Source organism: Bifidobacterium sp. ESL0822 (genome assembly GCF_052606675.1).
The window spans coordinates 382,397-401,034 of the sequence record NZ_CP199596.1; the positions used below are offsets into that span (position 1 = coordinate 382,397).

Sequence of the window (18,638 nt, forward strand, 5' to 3'; positions counted from 1 at the left end):
GATTCGGGCACTCAACGAGTGTATGGTTTTTGTTTCCATCAAACATACCAGTGGTATTTTTGAAAGGAGTTTCATGAAAGTGCTGGAGGCGGACGGTATCGTCCAAGTATTTGACGACAGGGAGGTGCTGTCCGGCCTGGACCTGACCCTGGTGCAGGGCGAGATTCTCGGCTTGTTGGGTGTCAACGGGGCCGGCAAGTCCACGCTGTTGAAGATTCTGACCGGAATGCAAAGGCCCGTCGGCGGTCGGGTCCGCTTTCTGGGCAAGCCTCTTAGCGAAGGCTATCCTGGCATTCTCGCCAGGATGGGGGTGTCCATCAACGAGCCCGTCTTCTACGAGTCCCTCAATGCCAGGGAGAACCTGGAGATTGACCTGGCCTACCTTGCGCTGGCAGACGGGGGGCGTGGGGTCGCCGAGATCACTGGAATCAGCCAACTTTTGGAGAAGGTTGGATTGACTGCGGATTCAGCCACGCCTGTCGGAAGGTATTCCATGGGCATGAGGCAGAGGCTGGCCCTGGCCAGGTGCATGGGCCATCATCCTGACCTTTACCTACTGGACGAGCCGCTCAACGGACTGGACCCTGTGGCCATCGGACAGCTGCGAGATAGCCTGCGCAGCCTGGCAGCCCAGGGGAGTGCAATCCTCTTTTCCAGCCACATTCTCTCCGAAGTGTTGCACACGGCCGACCACGTGATGGTCGTGGCGGACGGCAGAGTCAGCCTGCGGGCCAGCGTGCCGGAGCTCCTCAATCAGGGCCAGGAGGTCGCCGAGCGAACCCTGGTCAAGGCCATGGAGGGCTGATATGAAGACGCTGCTGAAATTGGAGCTGAAAAAGACGAGACTATGGCCCTGCATCTTCGCAGGATTGGCAGTGGTGGCTGCAGCCTTGGCCTTGGGAGGCATGTTCCTGGCCATTGGCCACACGGGCAGCCGGTCTGATCGGCGGCTGTCCAGTCTGGTCTTCGTGCTGCAGATGGCCACGGTCATCCTTCTGGTGGGTTTCTCTTTGGTGGCCGCTGCCCTCTGCAACCTGGTCTTCATCGAACCCTACACAGGAAGGAACCTGGCGCTCACCCTGTCATGCCCTGTATCGCGGGGCCGAATACTGTTGGCCAAGCTGGTATTCGCAGGCCTCTTCACGGCCCTGTCCTACTCGGCGGGGGCGGTCATCACCCTCACTGTCATGCTGCTGGTCGACCACCTTGTTGGCTCGCTCGGGACGGGTTCGCCAGGCGGTCTGCTCGGACAGGTTCTCCTGATGCTGGCCACCAATCTCACAGGACTGGTGGGACTGGTCGGCATCGCCCTTTGCCTGGGCTTCTGGAAGCGCTCCCTGCCCATCATGTTCGGGGTCCTGCTCCTGATGGATGCTGTGGTGGGTAACCTGCTCTCCCTCTCCCCGCTGCTGTCGGCGCTGGTGCTTCTGATCATCTTCCTGGCCTCCCTGCCGGCCTGGTGGCTGCTTCACCGGACCCTCATAAAGATCGAACTGCCTTGATCGGCCGCTGACATGCAGGAGCTTCTGAAGAACAAGCCTTTCGTGACCATGGTTCTGGCCAGTCTGTTTAATACGGTCGGTGGTGAACTCTTCAACATCGTCTTCATCGTCTATGCCCAGACCATGCCCTTTGCCGGACTGGCCGTCTCCATAGCTTCAATGGCCTGGGTGGCTCCAGCCCTGACGGCCATCCCGATCGGATACCTGGCCGACAGGACCGTGCGCAAAACACGGATGCAACTGGTGATCAAACTGGTTCAGGTTTGTATCTATCTGGTCATTGCCATGGCGATCGGCAGGTGCAAGGGCCTACCCGTCTTTCTGCTGCTGGTAGCCATGGACATGACATCTTCCATGTTGGAGGGATATGCAGGCAGTCTGTGGATGCCGGTCCTCAAACACCTGGTCCAGCCAGGCCAGCTCCACCAGGCTACCTCGATCACCTCCGCTGCATCCAATGTCGCGGCTGTCATCGGTGCAGGCGGAGGTGCAGTGTTGATTGCCATCCTGGGCAACAGATTCGCTGTATTTGCGTTGATCAACGTAGCCACCTTCCTGTTGGCAGGGCTTTTGGTAGCCATAGGCTATAGGGAATTCGCCAGGGCGGAGGTCTCAGACAACGGTTCACCTGTGGGCAAGCATGTGGGCCTGTCCTCCAGCCTCCGTGTGACCTTGGGGGAGTTCCGCAGTTCCACCTTCCTGATCCTGATGGTGGGCTTCGGCTGTCTGGTCAACCTTCTGGGGACGGCTCTGCAGCCCCTGCTCAACCTGGGGCTGATTTCCATGTCCGGGGTCTGGTGGGGAAGCTATGGAACGACCATAGCCGCCGTCAACGGCATCTCCTCCCTGGGACTCATCCTTGGTGCACTCCTTGCCTCAGATCCGCTCCGGCGGCTGCCCATGGCGCACCTGCTGACCGGAGTCATGGCCGCAACCGCCATGGTAGGGGTCAACCTGGTATGGTTGCACATTCCTGCCCTGCTCTTCCTCCCGCTCCTGGTCATGAACTATCTTCTGGGCAAAATCAATCCTCGGTTCATGACCATGCTCATCAGTACTGTGGGCGAGGACCACCTGGCTGCAACCATGGGAGTGGTACAGACTGTCATGATGATAGGGGCGCCTCTGGGGCAGATGATTTTTCTGGCCCTGGGCAATCTGGTCGGCATCGCCATTACCGTGTCTATTTATGCGGGCTTGACAGGCCTGCTGGCTCTGGCCATTTTCTTTACGGGATTGCTGGGCATGAACGCCAAGGATCCGACTCCCGACATGGGACGAAGGCAAAAGTCGGGCTAGCCGGATTTGAACCGGCGACATCCTGCACCCAAAGCAGGCGCGCTACCAAGCTGCGCTATAGCCCGGCGCTCATAAGCATCAACGTATGAGCACAATGTATCAATATAGCACAGGGCCAGGTCCCCGCTGGACCTTTGGCGGGTGAACAGGGAGTGGGAACAGCTCTGCGCCTGCGGTTACCATGGTTACCATGACAGCGGAAGAGACATGGGAGGCACCGCAGGCGGGTGGCCCCTTGGATGCAACGGTGACCATACCGGGGAGCAAGTCCCTCTCGAACAGGTATCTGATTCTGGCGGCCTTGGGAAGTCGACCCGTCAGGCTGACTGGTCTGCTCAGATCGCGTGATACGGACCTGATGATTGCGGCCCTGGAGGCTCTCGGCGTGGACTGTCGGGTTGATTTGGACGACCCTACGAATGTAACGGTCATTCCACCGGCAGGCGGCCGTTTCCGCGGCGGCGCCCGGGTGGACTGCGGACTGGCTGGAACCGTCATGCGTTTCGTGCCGGGCCTGGCCATGCTGACCGATGCCCCCACATGCTTCGACGGAGACGAACAAGCCTATCGACGTCCCATGAGGCCCCTGCTGGACGGGCTGACCCAGCTGGGAGCCAGGATCGAATACCTGGGCCAGGAGGGCTTCCTGCCCTTTGTGCTCACGCCGCCGTCTCACCTGGTTGGCGGAGAGGTGACCATAGACTCCTCGGCATCCTCGCAGTTCATTTCCGGCCTCCTGCTGCTGGCTGCCAGGGCTGATGGCCCGACGATCATCGTCCACTCCGGCCAGCAGCTTCCCAGCCTCCCACACATCGCCATGACCGTTGAGGATCTGCGTCAGGCCGGAGTCCAGGTCCAGGCCAATCCTGATTGTTGCAGGTGGAGCGTTGAAGGTAGAGGGCCTGCTGGGACGCAGCTGCCTGATCAGGTCCAGGTGGAGCCCGACCTGTCGAATGCGACCCCTTTCCTGGGAGCGGCCCTGATAGGAGGCGGGCAAGTCAGCGTGCCCAAGTGGCCGGAGCGGACCACCCAACCAGGCGGCTTGTTGCCCAAGTATCTGGAGACCATGGGCGCGAAGATAGACATGGTTCCCGACGGGCAGGGCAGCGCCACCTGCAGGGTGACCGGCGGGGAAGCCATCCATGGACTCGGCGACTTCGATCTGTCCCCGGCAGGGGAGATCGTGCCCTCTATTGCGGCCATCCTGGTCTTTGCCGACTGCCCCAGCCGTCTGCACGGCATCGGCCACCTGCGTGGTCATGAGACCAACCGGCTGAAGGCGCTGGCTACTGAAATCGCCAGAATAGGCGGCCAGGCCAGTGAACTTGATGATGGCCTGGTCATCGAGCCAGTGCCGACTCAGCGTATGCACGGGGCCGTCATGGAGACCTATGCGGACCATCGCATGGCCACCTTTGCCGCCATGATTGGGCTCAAGATACCTGGCATCCGGGTGCGCAACATCGGTACCACGGCCAAGACCTTGCCAGACTTCCCGGGTATGTGGAAGCGGATGCTGGCAGGCGAGGGACAAGACTGAGCCACACCGATTCGAGCGAAAGGAGCCGCGTTATGAACATCGAGGCCGAAAGGCGGACTTGGCAGGAGGATCTGGATCTGGCCATCGCCATGGCCGACCAGGCGGATCAGGTCACCGTGGGCTACTTCAAGTCGCCGGATCTTAAGGTGGAACGCAAGGCGGACAATACCCCGGTCACCCAGGCTGATAAAGAGGCGGAGACGGTGATTCGTCGCGTACTTGCCCAGGCCAGGCCGGACGATACCATCTACGCGGAGGAGCTGGGAAAACAGGAGTCCAACGGCAGACGGTGGATCATCGATCCGATTGATGGGACCAAGAACTATGTGCGCGGGGTCCCGGTATGGGCGACTCTGATTGGCTTGGAGGCGAACCATCAGATGGTGGTCGGCGTGGTATCGGCCCCCCTGCTCGGTACCCGCTGGTACGCTGCGCGGGGTCAGGGAGCCTACATGGCGCGTCAGGGCGAAGCCCCCAAGGCCATTCACGTATCAGGAGTGGATCGGATGGAAGATGCCTCCATGTCCATATCGTCACTGACCGGGTGGAAGGCCATAGGGCGTCGGGAGCGGCTTCTCGACCTGACCGACCGGATCTGGCGCCTACGTGGTTTCGGCGACTTCTGGCAGTACATGCTCCTGGCCCAGGGAGCCGTCGACCTGGCGGCCGAGCCGGAGCTTGACCTCTATGATATGGGCGCGCTGGTCCCCATCGTGACCGAGGCCGGTGGCAGCTTCACCGACCTGGCAGGCAACCAGGGTCCCTGGGGAGGCAATGGTCTGGCCAGCAACGGTCTTCTGCACAAGGAGGCCTTGGCGGCCCTGGGGGATTGACATATACAAGAAGGTCGGTGACCACATGCATTGCTGCGGTCACCGACCTTCTTCGTTTCGAGAGCAAGTTCTTAGAACCAGATCCCAATCACAATCATCCATCCTGCAATCATTATTCAAATTTTTGAGGATAGGTAAAGTCAGCGGTCAGGCCTGGAACTTGTTGCCGTAGGCATCGCCCTGGCTGGCGACGACCTCGGCTTGACGGGCGATGGAGAGCTCCTCGTTGGTGGGGATGACGCAGACGGCCACCGTGCTGTCGGGGGTGGAGATGATCCGGGCCTCCTTGGAGCGCTGGTCGTTCTTCTCCTGGTCCAGCTTCACGCCGAAGGGCTCCAGCTGCTCGATCACCCGGCGACGCACGATCTCGTCGTTCTCGCCCACGCCTGCCGTGAAGGTAATGGCATCCAGACCGCCCATTTGGGCCGTGTAGTTGCCTATGTAGCCGACGATGCGGTGGATGTAGATGTCCAGGGCCAGCTTGGCGTCCTCGTCGCCCTCGGCGATCAGCTTATGGACCTCGCGCATGTCGCCATGTCCGGTCAGGCCGGTCATGCCGGAACGCTTGTTGAAGAGGGTGTCAAGCTCATCCACGCTCATGTGGGCGTTGCGAATCAGGTGGAAGACAACGGCCGGATCGATGTCTCCGGTGCGGCCGCCCATGACCAGGCCCTCCAGTGGGGTCAGACCCATGGAGGTCTCGACGGGATGCCCGGAGACCTGCGCGGAAGCGGAAGCCCCGTTGCCGATGTGCAGGACAATCTGCCGCAGGCCTTCTGCGGGCTTGCCCAGCAGACCGGGAACAAGCTGGCCCACATACTGATGGCTGGTGCCGTGGGCGCCGTAGCGACGGATGTGGTACTGCTTGGCGATGTCCTTGTTGAGGGCGTAGGTGGAGGCCTTCTTGGGCAGTTCGAAGAAGAAGGAGGAATCAAAGACGAAGACCTGCGGGGTCTGCGGCATCAGTCGGCTCATGACCTCGGCGCCTTCAGCCTCGGGCCCGTTGTGCAGAGGGGCCAGCACAGCCAGATCCTTGACCTGGCTCAGTGTCTTCTCTGTCAGGAGTGCAGGCTTGGGGAAGATGGCTCCACCCTGAACGACTCGGTGGCCGACGGCGATGATGCCGGCCTTGTCCAGATCAGGTCCATACTCCTTGAAGAAGCCCAGGACACGCTTGAGCCCGACCTCATGATCGTGGATGGGCTCCTCAAGCTCGTGCTTTTCGCCGTTCACCTCGTGCTTGTAATGGCCGTCGGTGGGCTCGCCGATCTTCTCGACCAGACCCGAGGCCAGGCTCTGGCTGGTCTCCAGATCGACCAGCTGGTACTTGATCGAGCTTGAACCCGAATTGATGACTAGGACGGTTTTCGCCATTGGGGCATCCTCCTGATGTGCTTGTATAGAGCCTGCGCTCCTCAATCAGTCTTCAAGATTACTCGTCGGCCCTTACAAGGCGCGGTATATTGCCAGGCCGACATGATTTTGGGGCTGCTACCAGAACCTTCTTGAAGATAAGATTCAGCAGCAGCCCCAGGGGTTTACAGGGACGTTTTAGGGACGGTAATCAGTCCTGGGCCTCGACGGCGGTCAGGGCCACGGTGTTGATGATGTCGGCAACCAAGGCGCCGCGGGAGAGGTCGTTGACCGGCTTGTTCAGACCCTGCAGGACCGGTCCGATGGCCAGAGCACCCGAGGTGCGCTGTACGGCCTTGTAGCCGATGTTACCGGCGCTCAGGCTGGGGAAGACGAAGACGTTGACTTTTCCGGCGACCGGATCACCCTTGGCCTTGGTGGCTGCCACAGTGGGAGACCAGGCCGCGTCGAACTGGATGGGGCCCACGATGGGCAGGTCCGGTGCCTTCTCCTTGGCCAGACGGGTGGCCTCTTCGACCAGGTCGACATCCGGGCCCTTGCCTGATCCCAGGGTGGAGTAGGAGAGCATGCCCACGCGCGGATCCACGCCGAAAGATCGGGCGGTTTGGGCCGACTGGATGGCGATGTCGGCCAGCTGCTCCGAGGATGGGTTGAGGTTGATGGCGCAGTCGGCGAAGACCGCCACATGGTCGGGGAAGCACATGAGGAAGGCTCCGGATACCAGTGAGGCGCCCGGCTTGGTCTTGATCACCTGCAGGGCGGGACGGACCGTGTTGGCAGTGGAGTTGATGGAGCCGGACACCAGGCCGTCGGCCTTGCCCAACACCACCAGCATGGTGCCGAAGTATGAAGGATCCGCCAGCTGCTTGCGTGCCTGCTCCGGGGTCATGCCCTTCTTGGCGCGCAGCTGGCAGAGGCGCTCCACCATGGGGGCCAGCACCTGCTCGTCGTCCATGGGCTGGAAGGATGCCTTGTCCAGGTTGTTGAGGCCGAGCTCCTTGCCACGAGCCAGAATGGAATCCTTGTCGCCCACGATGATCAGGTCGACGATGTTGCGCGCCAGCAGGTAGTCGGCCGCCTTGATGATGCGGTCCTCGCCGCCCTCGGGCAGGACGATGGTCTTCTTGTTGGCCTTGGCCTTGGCCAGCAGGTCGTTCTGGAAGGCCACAGGCGTGGTCACTCTGGGCTTTGCTTCCTCAACCGCCTTCAGTACTTCATCTGGATTCACATCCTCAGTGAAGGCTTTATAGGCGTCATTTCTTACTTGGTCGGCCTCAGCGTCAGTGTCAAATGCCTTTTTCGATACCGTCCAGCAAGGACGATCGTAATCTTTGAAGAAGTCCTGAAGAGGTTGTTTTTGGCCTTCTTCACAGCCGGAAACTACAACACCTGCCAGGGTGGTTCCGCTGGCTTCTATGGTTCGACGGCAGGCCTGTACGGTTTTCATGACCTGTTTGGGTTCACGTCCGATAGTGCAGACTACGAGGAGTACCGGGGAACGCAAATCTGCAGCGATGGCCGCATTGAGTTGGATGATAGCAGGGTCGAAGACTTTGGAGTGGTCGCTTCCGACAACGAGGACCATATCGGGATTTGTTTGCGCCACAACGCGGTCATAGGCTGCCAGGGCATCAGCACGTGTCTGTTCTTCGTTGCTCGTTGCTTTGCAGGGGCAGGTGCCGCGGCAGACATCGGGATCCAGATCAGGATAGCTACTGGCTGCGATGAGGGTACTCGTCAGCATCTCCTTGTGACAGGCGATCGGACGTACGACCGTGGTCTTCATACGCGATGCCAGGGCCTTGACGAGGCCGTAGGCTACTACATTCCGTCCGTTGGCGGCCTCCGGGCTGATGATGGTGATGCTTGCAGGGCTCACTGTGTATCTCCTGTCCCATATACTCATGTGACTGCTTTGTTCACAAACAGTTATCAGTATAGGTGACGGATGCACCGAAGAAAATCCGTGCATGCAATGCGTGATCCGCTGTAGCTGATGCAACTTGTTGAAAAGCAGGAGAGTGTGTGGTGCCGCATGCATATATTTGTGGCATGGGTCACATTACAGTAGGAATCCTCCCAAGGGAGAGACAATGAAAAAGCAGGCTTATGTGACTTTGACTGAGGTGGCACGATCGGCTGGTGTCTCCCTGTCTACGGCCTCCCGTGTTTTTTCAAGACCGGGCAGAGTCGGAATGTGCACCAGAAATCATGTATTGAAGACTGCTGAAAAGCTTGGGTATCACCATGATCTTCTGGATGTACCCATGGAAAATCGACTTCACGGCTTTCTTGCTGTTGTGGTCACCGATTTGGAGAACATTGTATCGGTGCGTATATCCAGAGGAGTACAGCGATGTTGCCAATTGCGCAAATTCGGATTATCCATAATCGATACGCAAGAGAGCGTCAGTCTTGAGGCAGCATCCATCCGTGGAATCCTGAATCATGTCGATGGACTCATACTCGGTTCTTCCAGACTTTCCGACAATCAGATTAGGCATTTCGCCTCATACAAACCAATAGTGGTACTCAACAGGGTGGTGCCTGGAGTTGCTTCAATACGGGTGGACGAGTCGGACAGCATAGATGCGTCCATGCTATATCTGCGGCAGACAGGTCATCATTCCGTGTCTTATATGCAGGGGCCGGAAAACTCATGGCAGAACGTTGTCAGACTGCACGCAGCTGTCGATTCAGCTGATAAATACGGTTTGGATTACCAGGTGCTGCCGTGCGCCTATCCCGTGCAGATGCGGGGACTTGGAGCTTTCAAGTCGTTCATGAGAAATCCCACGGATGCTGTGCTCGCCTTCAATGACAATATTGCCATTGAATTTATACGATACGCAAAGCGCCAAGGCATGGCCATTCCCGAACAGGTCTCTGTCTTAGGCATAGATGACAACCAGGCTGGTCGGCTTATGACTCCGATGCTGTCCACTATTCGCATCCCACACCAGGACATGGGATTCCAAGCCGCTCAGATGCTTATTGATGAGATTCTGCACATAACCGATCACAGAATGACGGTCCGTTGTGTACCTGCAAAACTTATTTTACGAGAAAGCACCGGTGAAGTCTCCGGACCACCCAGGATCTGAGACTTTCACCGATGCGTATACCACTATCTTACCTGACCGATTTGATCGAAAGCACGAATAATACGGAGAGGATGGACATGACGATGGCGATAGGGAAGATGTAGATATATGTCCCGGTCATCGACACGATGATGGAAGTCAGTGCCATGCCTGCGGATTGTCCCGCTGTTGTTGCCGCGTTGATGAACCCCAAATCTTTGCCTGCATTCTCTTTGCTGGGCAGGACATCGACATTCAGGGCTTGATCAATGGCCATAAAGATACCTTGTCCCAAAGCTACAAAGATGGAAGCGATGTAGATTCCGGTGATGCTTCGCATGGCCAGGGGGAAGATGAATCCGATTATGGCGAGGAATGCCGACATGGCCACCATGGGTTTGCGCCGGTGGAGACGATCGGACAGCGGCCCTACGAACATGGCGACGATTGATGCCAGCATTTGGAAGATGGCGATGGTTGACACTACTGCGGCCGCTGAAGTCTTAGACAGACCAATGTAGTCCTGGCAGATATACAGCCAGTAACCGGAAAGCATCTGTATGGCGAGCAGGAGCAGCGTTCGGCAGCAGAAGGCCTTCCAAAAATCCGGAGCATGCATGGGCGGAGTGAATGAATAGACGATGTGACGCCAGGCGCTTTGCTCCGGTGCGGCGTTTTTTGCATCCTTATTGCTGGGCTCCCTGGGAATTATGGCCAAGAAAAGCATGGCTGAAATAAACATGCAGATGGAAGCTATGGTAAATCCCATTCGTACGTTGTCGATGAATCTGGCTCCCACCCAGGCGCCAATCGCCAGTCCTAGCGTGTTGCCAAAACCGATGGCGGACGAAATCGTACCGCGGTATCGTTTGGGCACTCGGTCGGAAACCGTCGAGTAAATGGGGGAGTTCATCATATTGAAGCTGAGTTTAGATAGCCACAATGTGACGACCAGACCGGTGATGATGCCGATGTTGCCCATGAGCAGGTAGAAGGCCAGAGTGAACCAAGCGCCCCAGAACAACCAGGGCGAGCGGCGGCCGAATTTCGATTTGGTCAGGTCAGACAAAGCGCCGACCACGATGTTGGCAACCAGGGCCACTATGGAACCGATTGAGGTCATCGTGCCCAGGACGGCCGTTGGATTGGATGCTCCCAGATCCTTGATGCGTTGTGGAAGCAGAACCTGGCTGACCATGGCGAAGCCTATCGACATGATGATCCAAAAGGCCAGGTACCCAATGATCCATCGAGCTAGATTAAATCCTTCAGTTGCAATATCGTCGTCATCTACTGGCGCGGTTTCTTCCGCTTTTACCATGCTGTACTCCTTTGAAGTATGTTGGCGCTCAAATGGAAATGAGATCCTTTGCCGTGAATTCCAATCTGACCTGATGGTGATTCCCTTCAGGCCTGGGGAATTTAATCAATGCACGCAGGGCTTGGCCATCGAAGAACCATCCATCCGTGGCTTCTTTGAATTGGTCAATATTCAGGTAACGATCAAGAGGCTCTTCATCCAAACTGATTTCGAGTGGCGCCATGGTCTTGCAAAGGACGGCAATCGTCATCTGCTTGACCTTGGTTTCATAATCTCCGGTGCTATTCAGCTCCAGAGTGACACCCTGCGTATCCGGGTGGATGCCCAATCTGGTCTGACGATACAGACCCTGAAGATAATCTGTGGATATACCGTCATCCTCATAAATATCGAAAGAGGTCTCCTTACTGGGTTCAACGAGGATTTCAAGATGGTCGATCACCTCTTGATGGAGGTTTGTCAACCCCTGACAAGTGGGGATGATGCCCCCGGTCCGAAGATAGAGAGGTATGCTGCCCAGGTCTACTGGAACCGTAATTTCCTGTCCTCCCGAGAGATATTGATTGTTGGTCAAATCGAACCATTCAGCGCCCTCAGGCAGGTAGACCCGGATGCTGTCTGCGCCTTTCTCCAGTACATTGGCGACCAGAAGGGACGGGCCAAGCATGAACTCGAAGCTCTCTTGATAAGTACGGCGATCATTCTCGAATTCGTAGACCAGGGGCCGCATGATGGGGGAGCCGTCGATTGAGGCTTGGTGAAGAAGGGCATAGAAGTAAGGGATCAAGCTGTATCTCAGCAAGATCGCTTGGCTGATGTATTCGGTGTATGCAGGATACATCCAGGGTTCAGTGACCGTATTGTCTGTATTGCATGAGTGGATGGAGAAGCGGGGCTGGAAAATTCCATTCTGGACCCAGCGCACAAAGAGCTCCGGCTCCGGCGCGGGGCCATCAAAACCTCCGATGTCGCACCCCTGGTTGGCTACACCTGACAAGCCCATTCCCAGAATGGTCGGAACGTTGTATTTGAGGTTATCCCAAGAAGTTCCGTTGTCTCCGGCCCAGGTCTGGGCATACCTTTGGATTCCGGCGAATCCGGCACGGTTGATGACATATGGCCTCGTGCCGGGGGCGGACTCCTTTACAGCTTGCTGAGCGGTCTTGGCCATCATGGTCGACATGATCGGTTTCAGTATACTGATGGGCAGATGGAGCCCTTCAGCATCAACCAGAGCCTGATCGTCATTGATCTCGTATTCATTGTTGTCGTTCCAGATGCTGGTAATTCCCAGATTGAGTAAATTCTCTTTCATCTCTCTAGCCCAGGCACGTCGTCCCGAGGGGCTGGTGAAGTCCGCGAAATGAGCCGAACCGCCCCAGTATCGATCTTCCTGCCAGTCCTTGCCGTCCGACGTTCTGACGTAAGCCTCTTCCTTTTCCATCTGCTCGGTATGGGGATGAGTGGTCAGCATGCCCGGTTTAATATTTGGCGCGAGAAGCGCACCTTTTTTCTTAAGCTGATCCACGAAACCCTTGGGGTCTGGGAAGCGCTTCTTGTTCCAAGTGAATACGTAACGTTTGCCGTCCTTTCCGCTGGTGTATCCAGAGGAAAGGAAGAATCCGTCACAGGGGATGTCATGCTGACGACAGGTGTCAACAAAATCTTCGATGGCCTTGTCGCAGTCCTGCTCCAATTCGGTATAGAACATGGTCGATCCCATATAGCCCAGAGAGGATAGGGGCATCATTGCGCTCTTGCCTGTCAGATCCGTGTAATGGTGTACGACATCGGCTATGGTCGGGCCACCTATGAAGAACAGATCTATGTCTCCTGCTTCGACCTGGTAGTAGCTATATCGCAGCCAATAGTTGCTGTGTTCGGAATCCATGTCGAAGACTGAGTCGGCACTGTTGTTGTAGAAAAGGCCATGCGCGAGACCGGTATCCTCGTTAAAATCGATATAGAAAGGAATCATCTTGTAAAGCGGGTCGCTTTTAGTGGCATCCCATCCCAGCGAGTCTGTGTTGTGCATGCGCATTCGACGGCGCTGCTTGTCGAGATCGCCGGATTTTTCGCCGAAACCGTAGAAGTGCTCGTGATTGCCCATGCTCGAATAGTGCGTGGAGCGTCCAAGACTATCCTGAAGAAACGACCGCCCTGGCAAATCCTGATGAAGTACATTGCCGTCCTGGTCGCTGATGGAGAAGGCGAAAGGTTCCGGACTGATAGTCAGGGTGTACAGTCCGTTGGAAACGGTTTTGGAACCGTCTTTGCATTCGGTCAAATGAATTGGTATCGGCTTGACATGTTCGCGCTCATCAGCCATAAGACGGTCAGTACTGTCTTTCCAAGCGGTCTTGACCAAGGCATAGGAGAGTTCGGGGCCGAAATGCTGATTGAAGGTGCTCCGTATTCTGATGATGTTCCGATCAAGCAGGTAGATTCTGAATCTGGCTCCATTGGTGACAACATCCAGATAATCACCGTGGTTATCTATACTGATAAGCTTTGTGCTTGCCTTCATGCGTGCCCTCCTTGGCGTTTCGACATGAAAAGTGCCATTTCATGCCTGCGAATAACCGCCTGATCGTGGGTTTGCAGCTATGCAGCCCCATGGCGTTGTTGAGTTAATTGTCCCGCTTGTTGTCCAGCAGTATGAGTGTTTGCCAGGTTTTTCCATTGAGGGTGGCACCAGCGAGGCCATGCATGACTCGCTATGGATAAAAAATTCCCCGCCGTTGAAAACGGCGGGGAATTCTGGCAATGCCGGTAAGGAACGCCGACAATCGGCCTTAGGAGTTATCGGGTGTCACTCGTTGTCTCCGGCGGTCGCGGCGGTGGCGGAGATGGTCTCCTGGCCGGCGCGGTTGGCATCGGGCCAGACCCAATCGGTGTAGTCAGGATGGTCGTAGCCCTTGTCCACGGCGAACTGGAAGGCCTCGTCGCGGAACTTGGTCCACTTGTCGATCTGGTCGGTGTACTTGTTGGCGTCCACCAGCTGCAGAGCGGAGGCGGCCAGGCACCAGCGGTCCATGTTGTTGACGCGCACCATGTCGAACGGCGTGGTGGTGGAGCCCTGCTCCTCGTAGCCGTGCACGGAGAAGTTGTCGTGGTTGGGACGTCCGTGGATCAGGCGGTAGATGGAGCCGGGGTAGGCGTGGAATGCGAACAGGACAGGCTTGTCCTTGCTGAAGAGCTCAGTGAACTCTTCGTCGGACAGGGCCTGATCGTTTTCCTCGGCATCCTGGATCTTCAGCAGGTCGACCACGTTGACGAACTGGACCTTCACGCCCAGCTTCTGCAGCATGTCGTCGGCAGCCAGGGCCTCCTGGGTGGGGATGTCGCCTGCGGTGGCGATGACGACATCAGCATCCTCGGCATCCTTGGCGTTCGAGGCCCAATCCCAGCGGGCGGCCCCCTTCTCCAGCTCGGCGGCGGCCTCGTCCACGCTCTGGTAGGTGGCGGCGGGCTGCTTGCCGGCGAAGATGGCGTTGATGCAGTTGGTCGACTTGTAGCAACGCTCGCCCACGTTCAGCAGCATGTTGGCGTCGGCGGGGAAGTAGATGTTGACCACGTGATCATTGTTGAAGTTCTTGTTCAGCAGGATGTCGACGAAGCCGGGATCCTGGTGTGAGAACCCGTTGTGGTCCTGACGCCAGACGTGCGAGGTGACCAGGAGGTTCAGGCCGGCGATGGGCTTGCGCCACGGAATCTCGCGAACCGTGGCCTCCAGCCACTTGGCGTGCTGGTTGATCATGGAGTCGATGACGTGCACGAAGGACTCGTAGGAGCTCCAGATGCCGTGGCGTCCGGTCAACAGGTAGCCCTCCAGGAAGCCTTCCATCTGGTGCTCGGAAAGCTGCTCGATGACCTGGCCGGTGTGGGCCATGTGCTCGTCGGTCAGCTCCGACAGATAGTCGGCATCCCACTGCTTGTTGGTCACCTCGTAGGCGGCAGCCAGACGGTTGGAGGCCGTCTCGTCAGGCCCGAAGATGCGGAAGTCGGTGGGGTTCTTGGCCAGCACGTCGCGTGTGTAGTAGCCCAGGACGCGGGTGGCTTCGGTGGCGCCCCAGCCATGACCGTGCTTCTTGACGTCGATCTCGTAGTCGTGGATGTCAGGCAGTTCCAGCGGCTTGAGCAGACGCCCGCCGTTGGCGTTGGGGTTCTCGCCTATGCGCAGGTCGCCCTTGGGCATGAAGCTGGTGACCTCGGGACGCAGGGCGCCCTTCTCGTCGAAGAGCTCCTCGGGCTTGTAGGAGGCCAGCCAGTTCTTGAGGATCTGGAAGTGGGCCTCGGTGTCGCGGGCGGAGGTCAGCGGCACCTGGTGGGCGCGCCAGGATCCCTCTGTCTTCTTGCCGTCGATGAACTTGGGGCAGGTCCAGCCCTTGGGGGTGCGGAAGATGATCATGGGGTAGCAGGGACGGGTCATGTCGTCGGTTTCGGCCCGGGCCTTGATGTTGCAGATCTTGTCGAAGACGGTCTCCAGCAGGTCGGCGAAACGACGGTGGATGGACAGGTGGTCCTCATCGTCAAACCCTGCAACGAACTCGAAGGGCTCGTAACCCATGCCCTTGAAGTACTCATGCAGCTCCTCGTCGGAAATGCGCGAGAGGATGGTCGGGTTGGCGATCTTGTAGCCGTTCAGGTGCAGGATTGGCAGGACGATGCCGTCGGTGCGGGGGTTGACCAGCTTGTTGGACTGCCAGCCGGTGGCCAGAGGGCCGGTCTCGGCCTCGCCGTCGCCCACGATGCAGGGAACGAAGAGGCTGGGGTTGTTCATGATGGCGCCGTAGGCGTGAGAGAGGGCATAGCCCAGCTCGCCGCCCTCGTGAATGGATCCGGGGGTTTCAGGCGCGAAGTGGGAGGGGATGCCGCCCGGATAGGAGAACTGGCGGAAGAACTTCTGCAGGCCGGCCTCATCGTTGGTGATCTTGGGGTAGTACTCGCTGTAGGTGCCATCCAGGTAGGACTGTGAGGTGCCGGCAGGGCCGCCGTGGCCGGGGCCCATGATGATAACGGTGTTCTGCTGATGGTCGGCGATCAGACGGTTGATATGGCCCAGCAGGAAGTTCAGGCCGGGGGTGGTGCCCCAGTGGCCGACCAGACGATGCTTGACATCCTCCCGGGTGAAGGGCTCCTTCATCAGGGGGTTGCTGCGAAGATAAATCTGTCCGATGGAAAGATAGTTGGCCGCCCGCCAATACTTGTCGACGGCCTCGATGGTCTCCTCGGCGATTGGGGTCTCCAGCTTCGCCCAAGGGGTGCCGATAACAGGATTCGTCATGTGTACTCCTGCACTTTAGTGCGATTGTTTATTTACCTCGGTTACGAGCTCGTACAGTGTCATTTCAGGCATCTGTCGGGTTCGTACCCAATGCCTACATGGTACGTGAACGAGCAGACTTTTCTGAACGTTTTCTTGCATAGTGTGTTCGCTCTTGTGAGAAAATGCGATGGAATTGTCTGCTTGCAGGTAAGGATTGCAGTCGGGGGTGCCGATGAGGGCTCAATGACTGTAGCATTGTCGAAAACTGCAACCATACTGGACTTGTCCGCGGGCGTTGAATTGTCGCTTCCGGGCATTCATGGCAGATACAGCATACGTATATATGTATAAGGAGTCTTATGGCACAGGGTCCCGTCCTGGTGGTCGATTTCGGTGCGCAGTACGCCCAGCTGATCGCTCGTCGAGTCAGGGAGGCGGGGGTCTACTCCGAGCTGGTGCCTCATTCGATGAGCCTGGACCAGATGCTGGCCAAGGATCCCAAGGCGGTCATCCTCTCCGGCGGCCCGGCCTCCGTCTACGTGGATGGGGCACCTTCCATAGATAAGAGGATTTTCGAGTCGGGGGTGCCCGTGCTGGGCATCTGCTACGGCTTCCAGGTCATGGCCCATGAGCTGGGCGGCGAGGTGGACAAGGCGGCCCTGGGAGAGTACGGCAAGACCGAGGCCTTCATCGACAGTGCCAAGGGAATCCTGCAGGATTCACCCGCAAGGCAGGATGTGTGGATGAGCCATGGCGTCGCCGTCAACCGTGCGCCTGAGGGATTTGAGGTCCTGGCGCATACCGAGGGTGCTCCGGTGGCGGCCATGCAGGATCCTTCCCGGGGGCTGTACGGGGTCCAGTGGCATCCAGAGGTGACCAACACCCCTCTGGGGCAGGACCTAATCGACCGATTCCTGCACCAGTGCGCCGGACTGCCGTCGGACTGGAACGCCTCGGGCATCATCGAGCAGCAGGTGGAGAAGATCCGTCGCACGGTGGGTGACGACCAGGTCATCTGCGGCCTGTCGGGCGGCGTCGATTCAGCCGTGGCGGCCGCTCTGGTCCACAGGGCCGTCGGCGATCAGCTGACCTGCGTCTTCGTGGATCATGGGCTCTTGCGCAAGGGGGAGGCCGAGCAGGTCAAGCATGATTTCGTAGCCGCCACTGGCATCAAGCTGATTGCCGTGGATGCCTCGCAGGACTTCCTGACCGCCCTCAAGGGCGTTTCCGAACCAGAGCGCAAGCGCAAGATCATCGGCGAGAAGTTCATCCGCACCTTTGAAAAGGCCCAGCGGCAGGTGGTTGAGGAGGCCGGCAAGACCGGCAAGGAAGTCAAGTTCCTGGTGCAGGGCACGCTCTACCCCGACGTGGTCGAATCGGGCGGCGGAGACGGGGCGGCCAATATCAAGTCCCACCACAATGTGGGCGGTCTGCCCAAGGACGTCAAGTTCCAGCTGATCGAGCCACTGCGCACCCTCTTCAAGGACGAGGTCCGGGCCATCGGCACCGAACTGGGCCTGCCTGACCAGATCGTCTGGCGTCAGCCCTTCCCGGGCCCTGGTCTGGGCATCCGCATCATCGGCGAGATCACCCAGGAACGTTTGGAGACCCTGCGCGAGGCTGACGCCATCGCCCGCGAGGAGCTGTCCAAGGCTGGTCTGGATCGGCAGATCTGGCAGTGCCCGGTCGTGCTGCTGGCCAATGTGCATTCGGTAGGTGTGCAGGGCGACGAGCGCACCTATGGCTCGCCGATCGTGCTGCGTCCGGTCTCTTCCGAGGATGCCATGACTGCCGACTGGACCCGTCTGCCCTACGACGTGCTGGCCACCATCTCCACGCGCATTACCAACGAGTGCCCGGGCATCAACCGCGTGGTCCTGGACTGCACCTCCAAGCCTCCGGCAACCATCGAGTGGGAGTGAGCATCTGGGCCGACAAATCATACGGCAATACGTCAAAGACCATATGGTCATATGACTTGTCGGCCCACCTATTTTGTTCTTGGGCCATTAAATGTCGATAGTCGATAAAAGAGCTCAGGTCCGGCAATTTATTGTTTACTGCTTTGTAATGGCCGCATTGATCTGGTTGACCAGCTCGCGGGGTTGCTCCACCCCGAGCACCAGCCGGTCATAGTGCTCGTCCTTGAGTTGGATGACGATGGGACTTTCCGGTCTGGTAACATTCCAGAATGTCTTTTCCCCATGCTCAATGTATGTGCCGGCCCATTTACCGGGAACATGAAGGCCGGGCGAACGCAGCCCCTTGGCATCATCAAGAATGCCCGGATCCTCGCTGGCACCGAGAACATGCTCGAGCGGCACCACCAGTTTCCCCTTGAACGACCACATCTTATCCAAGCCTTGCGGTTCAATCTCCAGCGTTTGTCCGACAATTGCCACCTTGTTGTTCATGAC

The 18,638-nt window shown here is 58.1% G+C and carries 13 protein-coding genes and 1 tRNA gene; 7 read left to right on the top strand and 7 right to left on the bottom strand.

Translation table 11 applies throughout. The annotated features are described in order from the left end of the window. Positions 1-73 precede the first annotated feature (73 nt). Genes ACUIAF_RS01555 through ACUIAF_RS01565 form a run of 3 tightly spaced genes read left to right on the top strand, consistent with a single transcriptional unit; the run spans position 74 to position 2,801 of the window. Positions 74-805, top strand: a complete 732-nt coding sequence (locus tag ACUIAF_RS01555; RefSeq protein WP_445338812.1) for an ABC transporter ATP-binding protein — start codon at positions 74-76, stop codon at positions 803-805. A gap of 1 nt (position 806) precedes the next feature. Continuing rightward, positions 807-1,502 carry an ABC transporter permease gene (locus ACUIAF_RS01560; RefSeq protein WP_445338813.1) on the top strand — a complete coding sequence of 232 codons (696 nt, stop codon included), beginning with the start codon at positions 807-809 and terminating at the stop codon, positions 1,500-1,502. A gap of 12 nt (positions 1,503-1,514) precedes the next feature. After that, positions 1,515-2,801, top strand: a complete 1,287-nt coding sequence (locus ACUIAF_RS01565) for an MFS transporter (RefSeq protein WP_445338814.1) — start codon at positions 1,515-1,517, stop codon at positions 2,799-2,801. On the opposite strand, the gene ACUIAF_RS01570 is transcribed toward ACUIAF_RS01565, so the two are convergent. After that, positions 2,793-2,866 (bottom strand) — tRNA-Pro (locus ACUIAF_RS01570). The two genes, ACUIAF_RS01565 and ACUIAF_RS01570, sit on opposite strands and share 9 nt — an antisense overlap. Positions 2,867-2,982: 116 nt before the next feature. Between ACUIAF_RS01570 and aroA the strand changes: the two genes are divergently transcribed. Next, positions 2,983-4,341: a 3-phosphoshikimate 1-carboxyvinyltransferase gene (gene aroA / locus ACUIAF_RS01575; RefSeq protein WP_445338815.1), complete on the top strand. Its 1,359-nt coding sequence runs from the start codon at positions 2,983-2,985 to the stop codon at positions 4,339-4,341. 32 nt (positions 4,342-4,373) lie between these two features. Beyond that, positions 4,374-5,174 (top strand): histidinol-phosphatase, encoded by an 801-nt coding sequence (gene hisN, locus ACUIAF_RS01580; protein WP_445338816.1) that lies wholly within the window; start codon positions 4,374-4,376, stop codon positions 5,172-5,174. A 147-nt stretch (positions 5,175-5,321) separates the two neighbouring features. On the opposite strand, the gene ACUIAF_RS01585 is transcribed toward hisN, so the two are convergent. Both ACUIAF_RS01585 and pta read right to left on the bottom strand, forming a co-directional pair. Continuing rightward, a complete protein-coding gene (locus tag ACUIAF_RS01585; protein WP_110417286.1) occupies positions 5,322-6,548 on the bottom strand; it encodes an acetate/propionate family kinase in 1,227 nt (408 codons plus the stop codon). A 190-nt stretch (positions 6,549-6,738) separates the two neighbouring features. Beyond that, on the bottom strand, positions 6,739-8,427 hold the full coding sequence (gene pta, locus ACUIAF_RS01590; RefSeq protein ID WP_445338817.1) for a phosphate acetyltransferase: 1,689 nt from the start codon (positions 8,425-8,427) through the stop codon (positions 6,739-6,741). A gap of 214 nt (positions 8,428-8,641) precedes the next feature. Here pta and ACUIAF_RS01595 point away from each other — a divergent pair, with 214 nt between their 5' ends. Continuing rightward, positions 8,642-9,652 (top strand): LacI family DNA-binding transcriptional regulator, encoded by a 1,011-nt coding sequence (locus ACUIAF_RS01595; RefSeq protein WP_445338818.1) that lies wholly within the window; start codon positions 8,642-8,644, stop codon positions 9,650-9,652. A gap of 28 nt (positions 9,653-9,680) precedes the next feature. Here ACUIAF_RS01595 and ACUIAF_RS01600 read toward each other — a convergent pair whose 3' ends face one another. From ACUIAF_RS01600 to ACUIAF_RS01610, 3 genes are all read right to left on the bottom strand, one after another. Continuing rightward, positions 9,681-10,952, bottom strand: a complete 1,272-nt coding sequence (locus ACUIAF_RS01600; protein ID WP_445338819.1) for an MFS transporter — start codon at positions 10,950-10,952, stop codon at positions 9,681-9,683. Positions 10,953-10,980: 28 nt separating this feature from the next. Then, positions 10,981-13,479, bottom strand: a complete 2,499-nt coding sequence (locus tag ACUIAF_RS01605; protein WP_445338820.1) for a TIM-barrel domain-containing protein — start codon at positions 13,477-13,479, stop codon at positions 10,981-10,983. Positions 13,480-13,764: 285 nt separating this feature from the next. Further along, positions 13,765-16,239 (bottom strand): phosphoketolase, encoded by a 2,475-nt coding sequence (locus ACUIAF_RS01610; RefSeq protein ID WP_015021938.1) that lies wholly within the window; start codon positions 16,237-16,239, stop codon positions 13,765-13,767. Between the two features lie 341 nt (positions 16,240-16,580). On the opposite strand from ACUIAF_RS01610, the gene guaA reads away from it, so the two are divergent. Beyond that, on the top strand, positions 16,581-18,143 hold the full coding sequence (gene guaA / locus ACUIAF_RS01615) for a glutamine-hydrolyzing GMP synthase (RefSeq protein WP_445338821.1): 1,563 nt from the start codon (positions 16,581-16,583) through the stop codon (positions 18,141-18,143). A gap of 135 nt (positions 18,144-18,278) precedes the next feature. Here guaA and ACUIAF_RS01620 read toward each other — a convergent pair whose 3' ends face one another. Further along, positions 18,279-18,635, bottom strand: coding sequence for a hypothetical protein (locus ACUIAF_RS01620; RefSeq protein ID WP_015021936.1), 357 nt, complete (start codon positions 18,633-18,635; stop codon positions 18,279-18,281). Positions 18,636-18,638: the final 3 nt, after the last annotated feature.

Bases quoted from the DNA above. Each gene is read 5' to 3' on its own strand.
- ACUIAF_RS01565 (WP_445338814.1), top strand. From the start codon at position 1,515: ATGCAGGAGCTTCTGAAGAACAAGCCTTTCGTGACCATGGTTCTGGCC.
- ACUIAF_RS01605 (WP_445338820.1), bottom strand. From the start codon at position 13,479: ATGAAGGCAAGCACAAAGCTTATCAGTATAGATAACCACGGTGATTAT.
- ACUIAF_RS01555 (WP_445338812.1), top strand. From the start codon at position 74: ATGAAAGTGCTGGAGGCGGACGGTATCGTCCAAGTATTTGACGACAGG.
- ACUIAF_RS01600 (WP_445338819.1), bottom strand. From the start codon at position 10,952: ATGGTAAAAGCGGAAGAAACCGCGCCAGTAGATGACGACGATATTGCA.
- hisN (WP_445338816.1), top strand. From the start codon at position 4,374: ATGAACATCGAGGCCGAAAGGCGGACTTGGCAGGAGGATCTGGATCTG.
- ACUIAF_RS01620 (WP_015021936.1), bottom strand. From the start codon at position 18,635: ATGAACAACAAGGTGGCAATTGTCGGACAAACGCTGGAGATTGAACCG.
- ACUIAF_RS01585 (WP_110417286.1), bottom strand. From the start codon at position 6,548: ATGGCGAAAACCGTCCTAGTCATCAATTCGGGTTCAAGCTCGATCAAG.
- ACUIAF_RS01610 (WP_015021938.1), bottom strand. From the start codon at position 16,239: ATGACGAATCCTGTTATCGGCACCCCTTGGGCGAAGCTGGAGACCCCA.
- guaA (WP_445338821.1), top strand. From the start codon at position 16,581: ATGGCACAGGGTCCCGTCCTGGTGGTCGATTTCGGTGCGCAGTACGCC.
- aroA (WP_445338815.1), top strand. From the start codon at position 2,983: ATGGTTACCATGACAGCGGAAGAGACATGGGAGGCACCGCAGGCGGGT.
- ACUIAF_RS01595 (WP_445338818.1), top strand. From the start codon at position 8,642: ATGAAAAAGCAGGCTTATGTGACTTTGACTGAGGTGGCACGATCGGCT.
- ACUIAF_RS01560 (WP_445338813.1), top strand. From the start codon at position 807: ATGAAGACGCTGCTGAAATTGGAGCTGAAAAAGACGAGACTATGGCCC.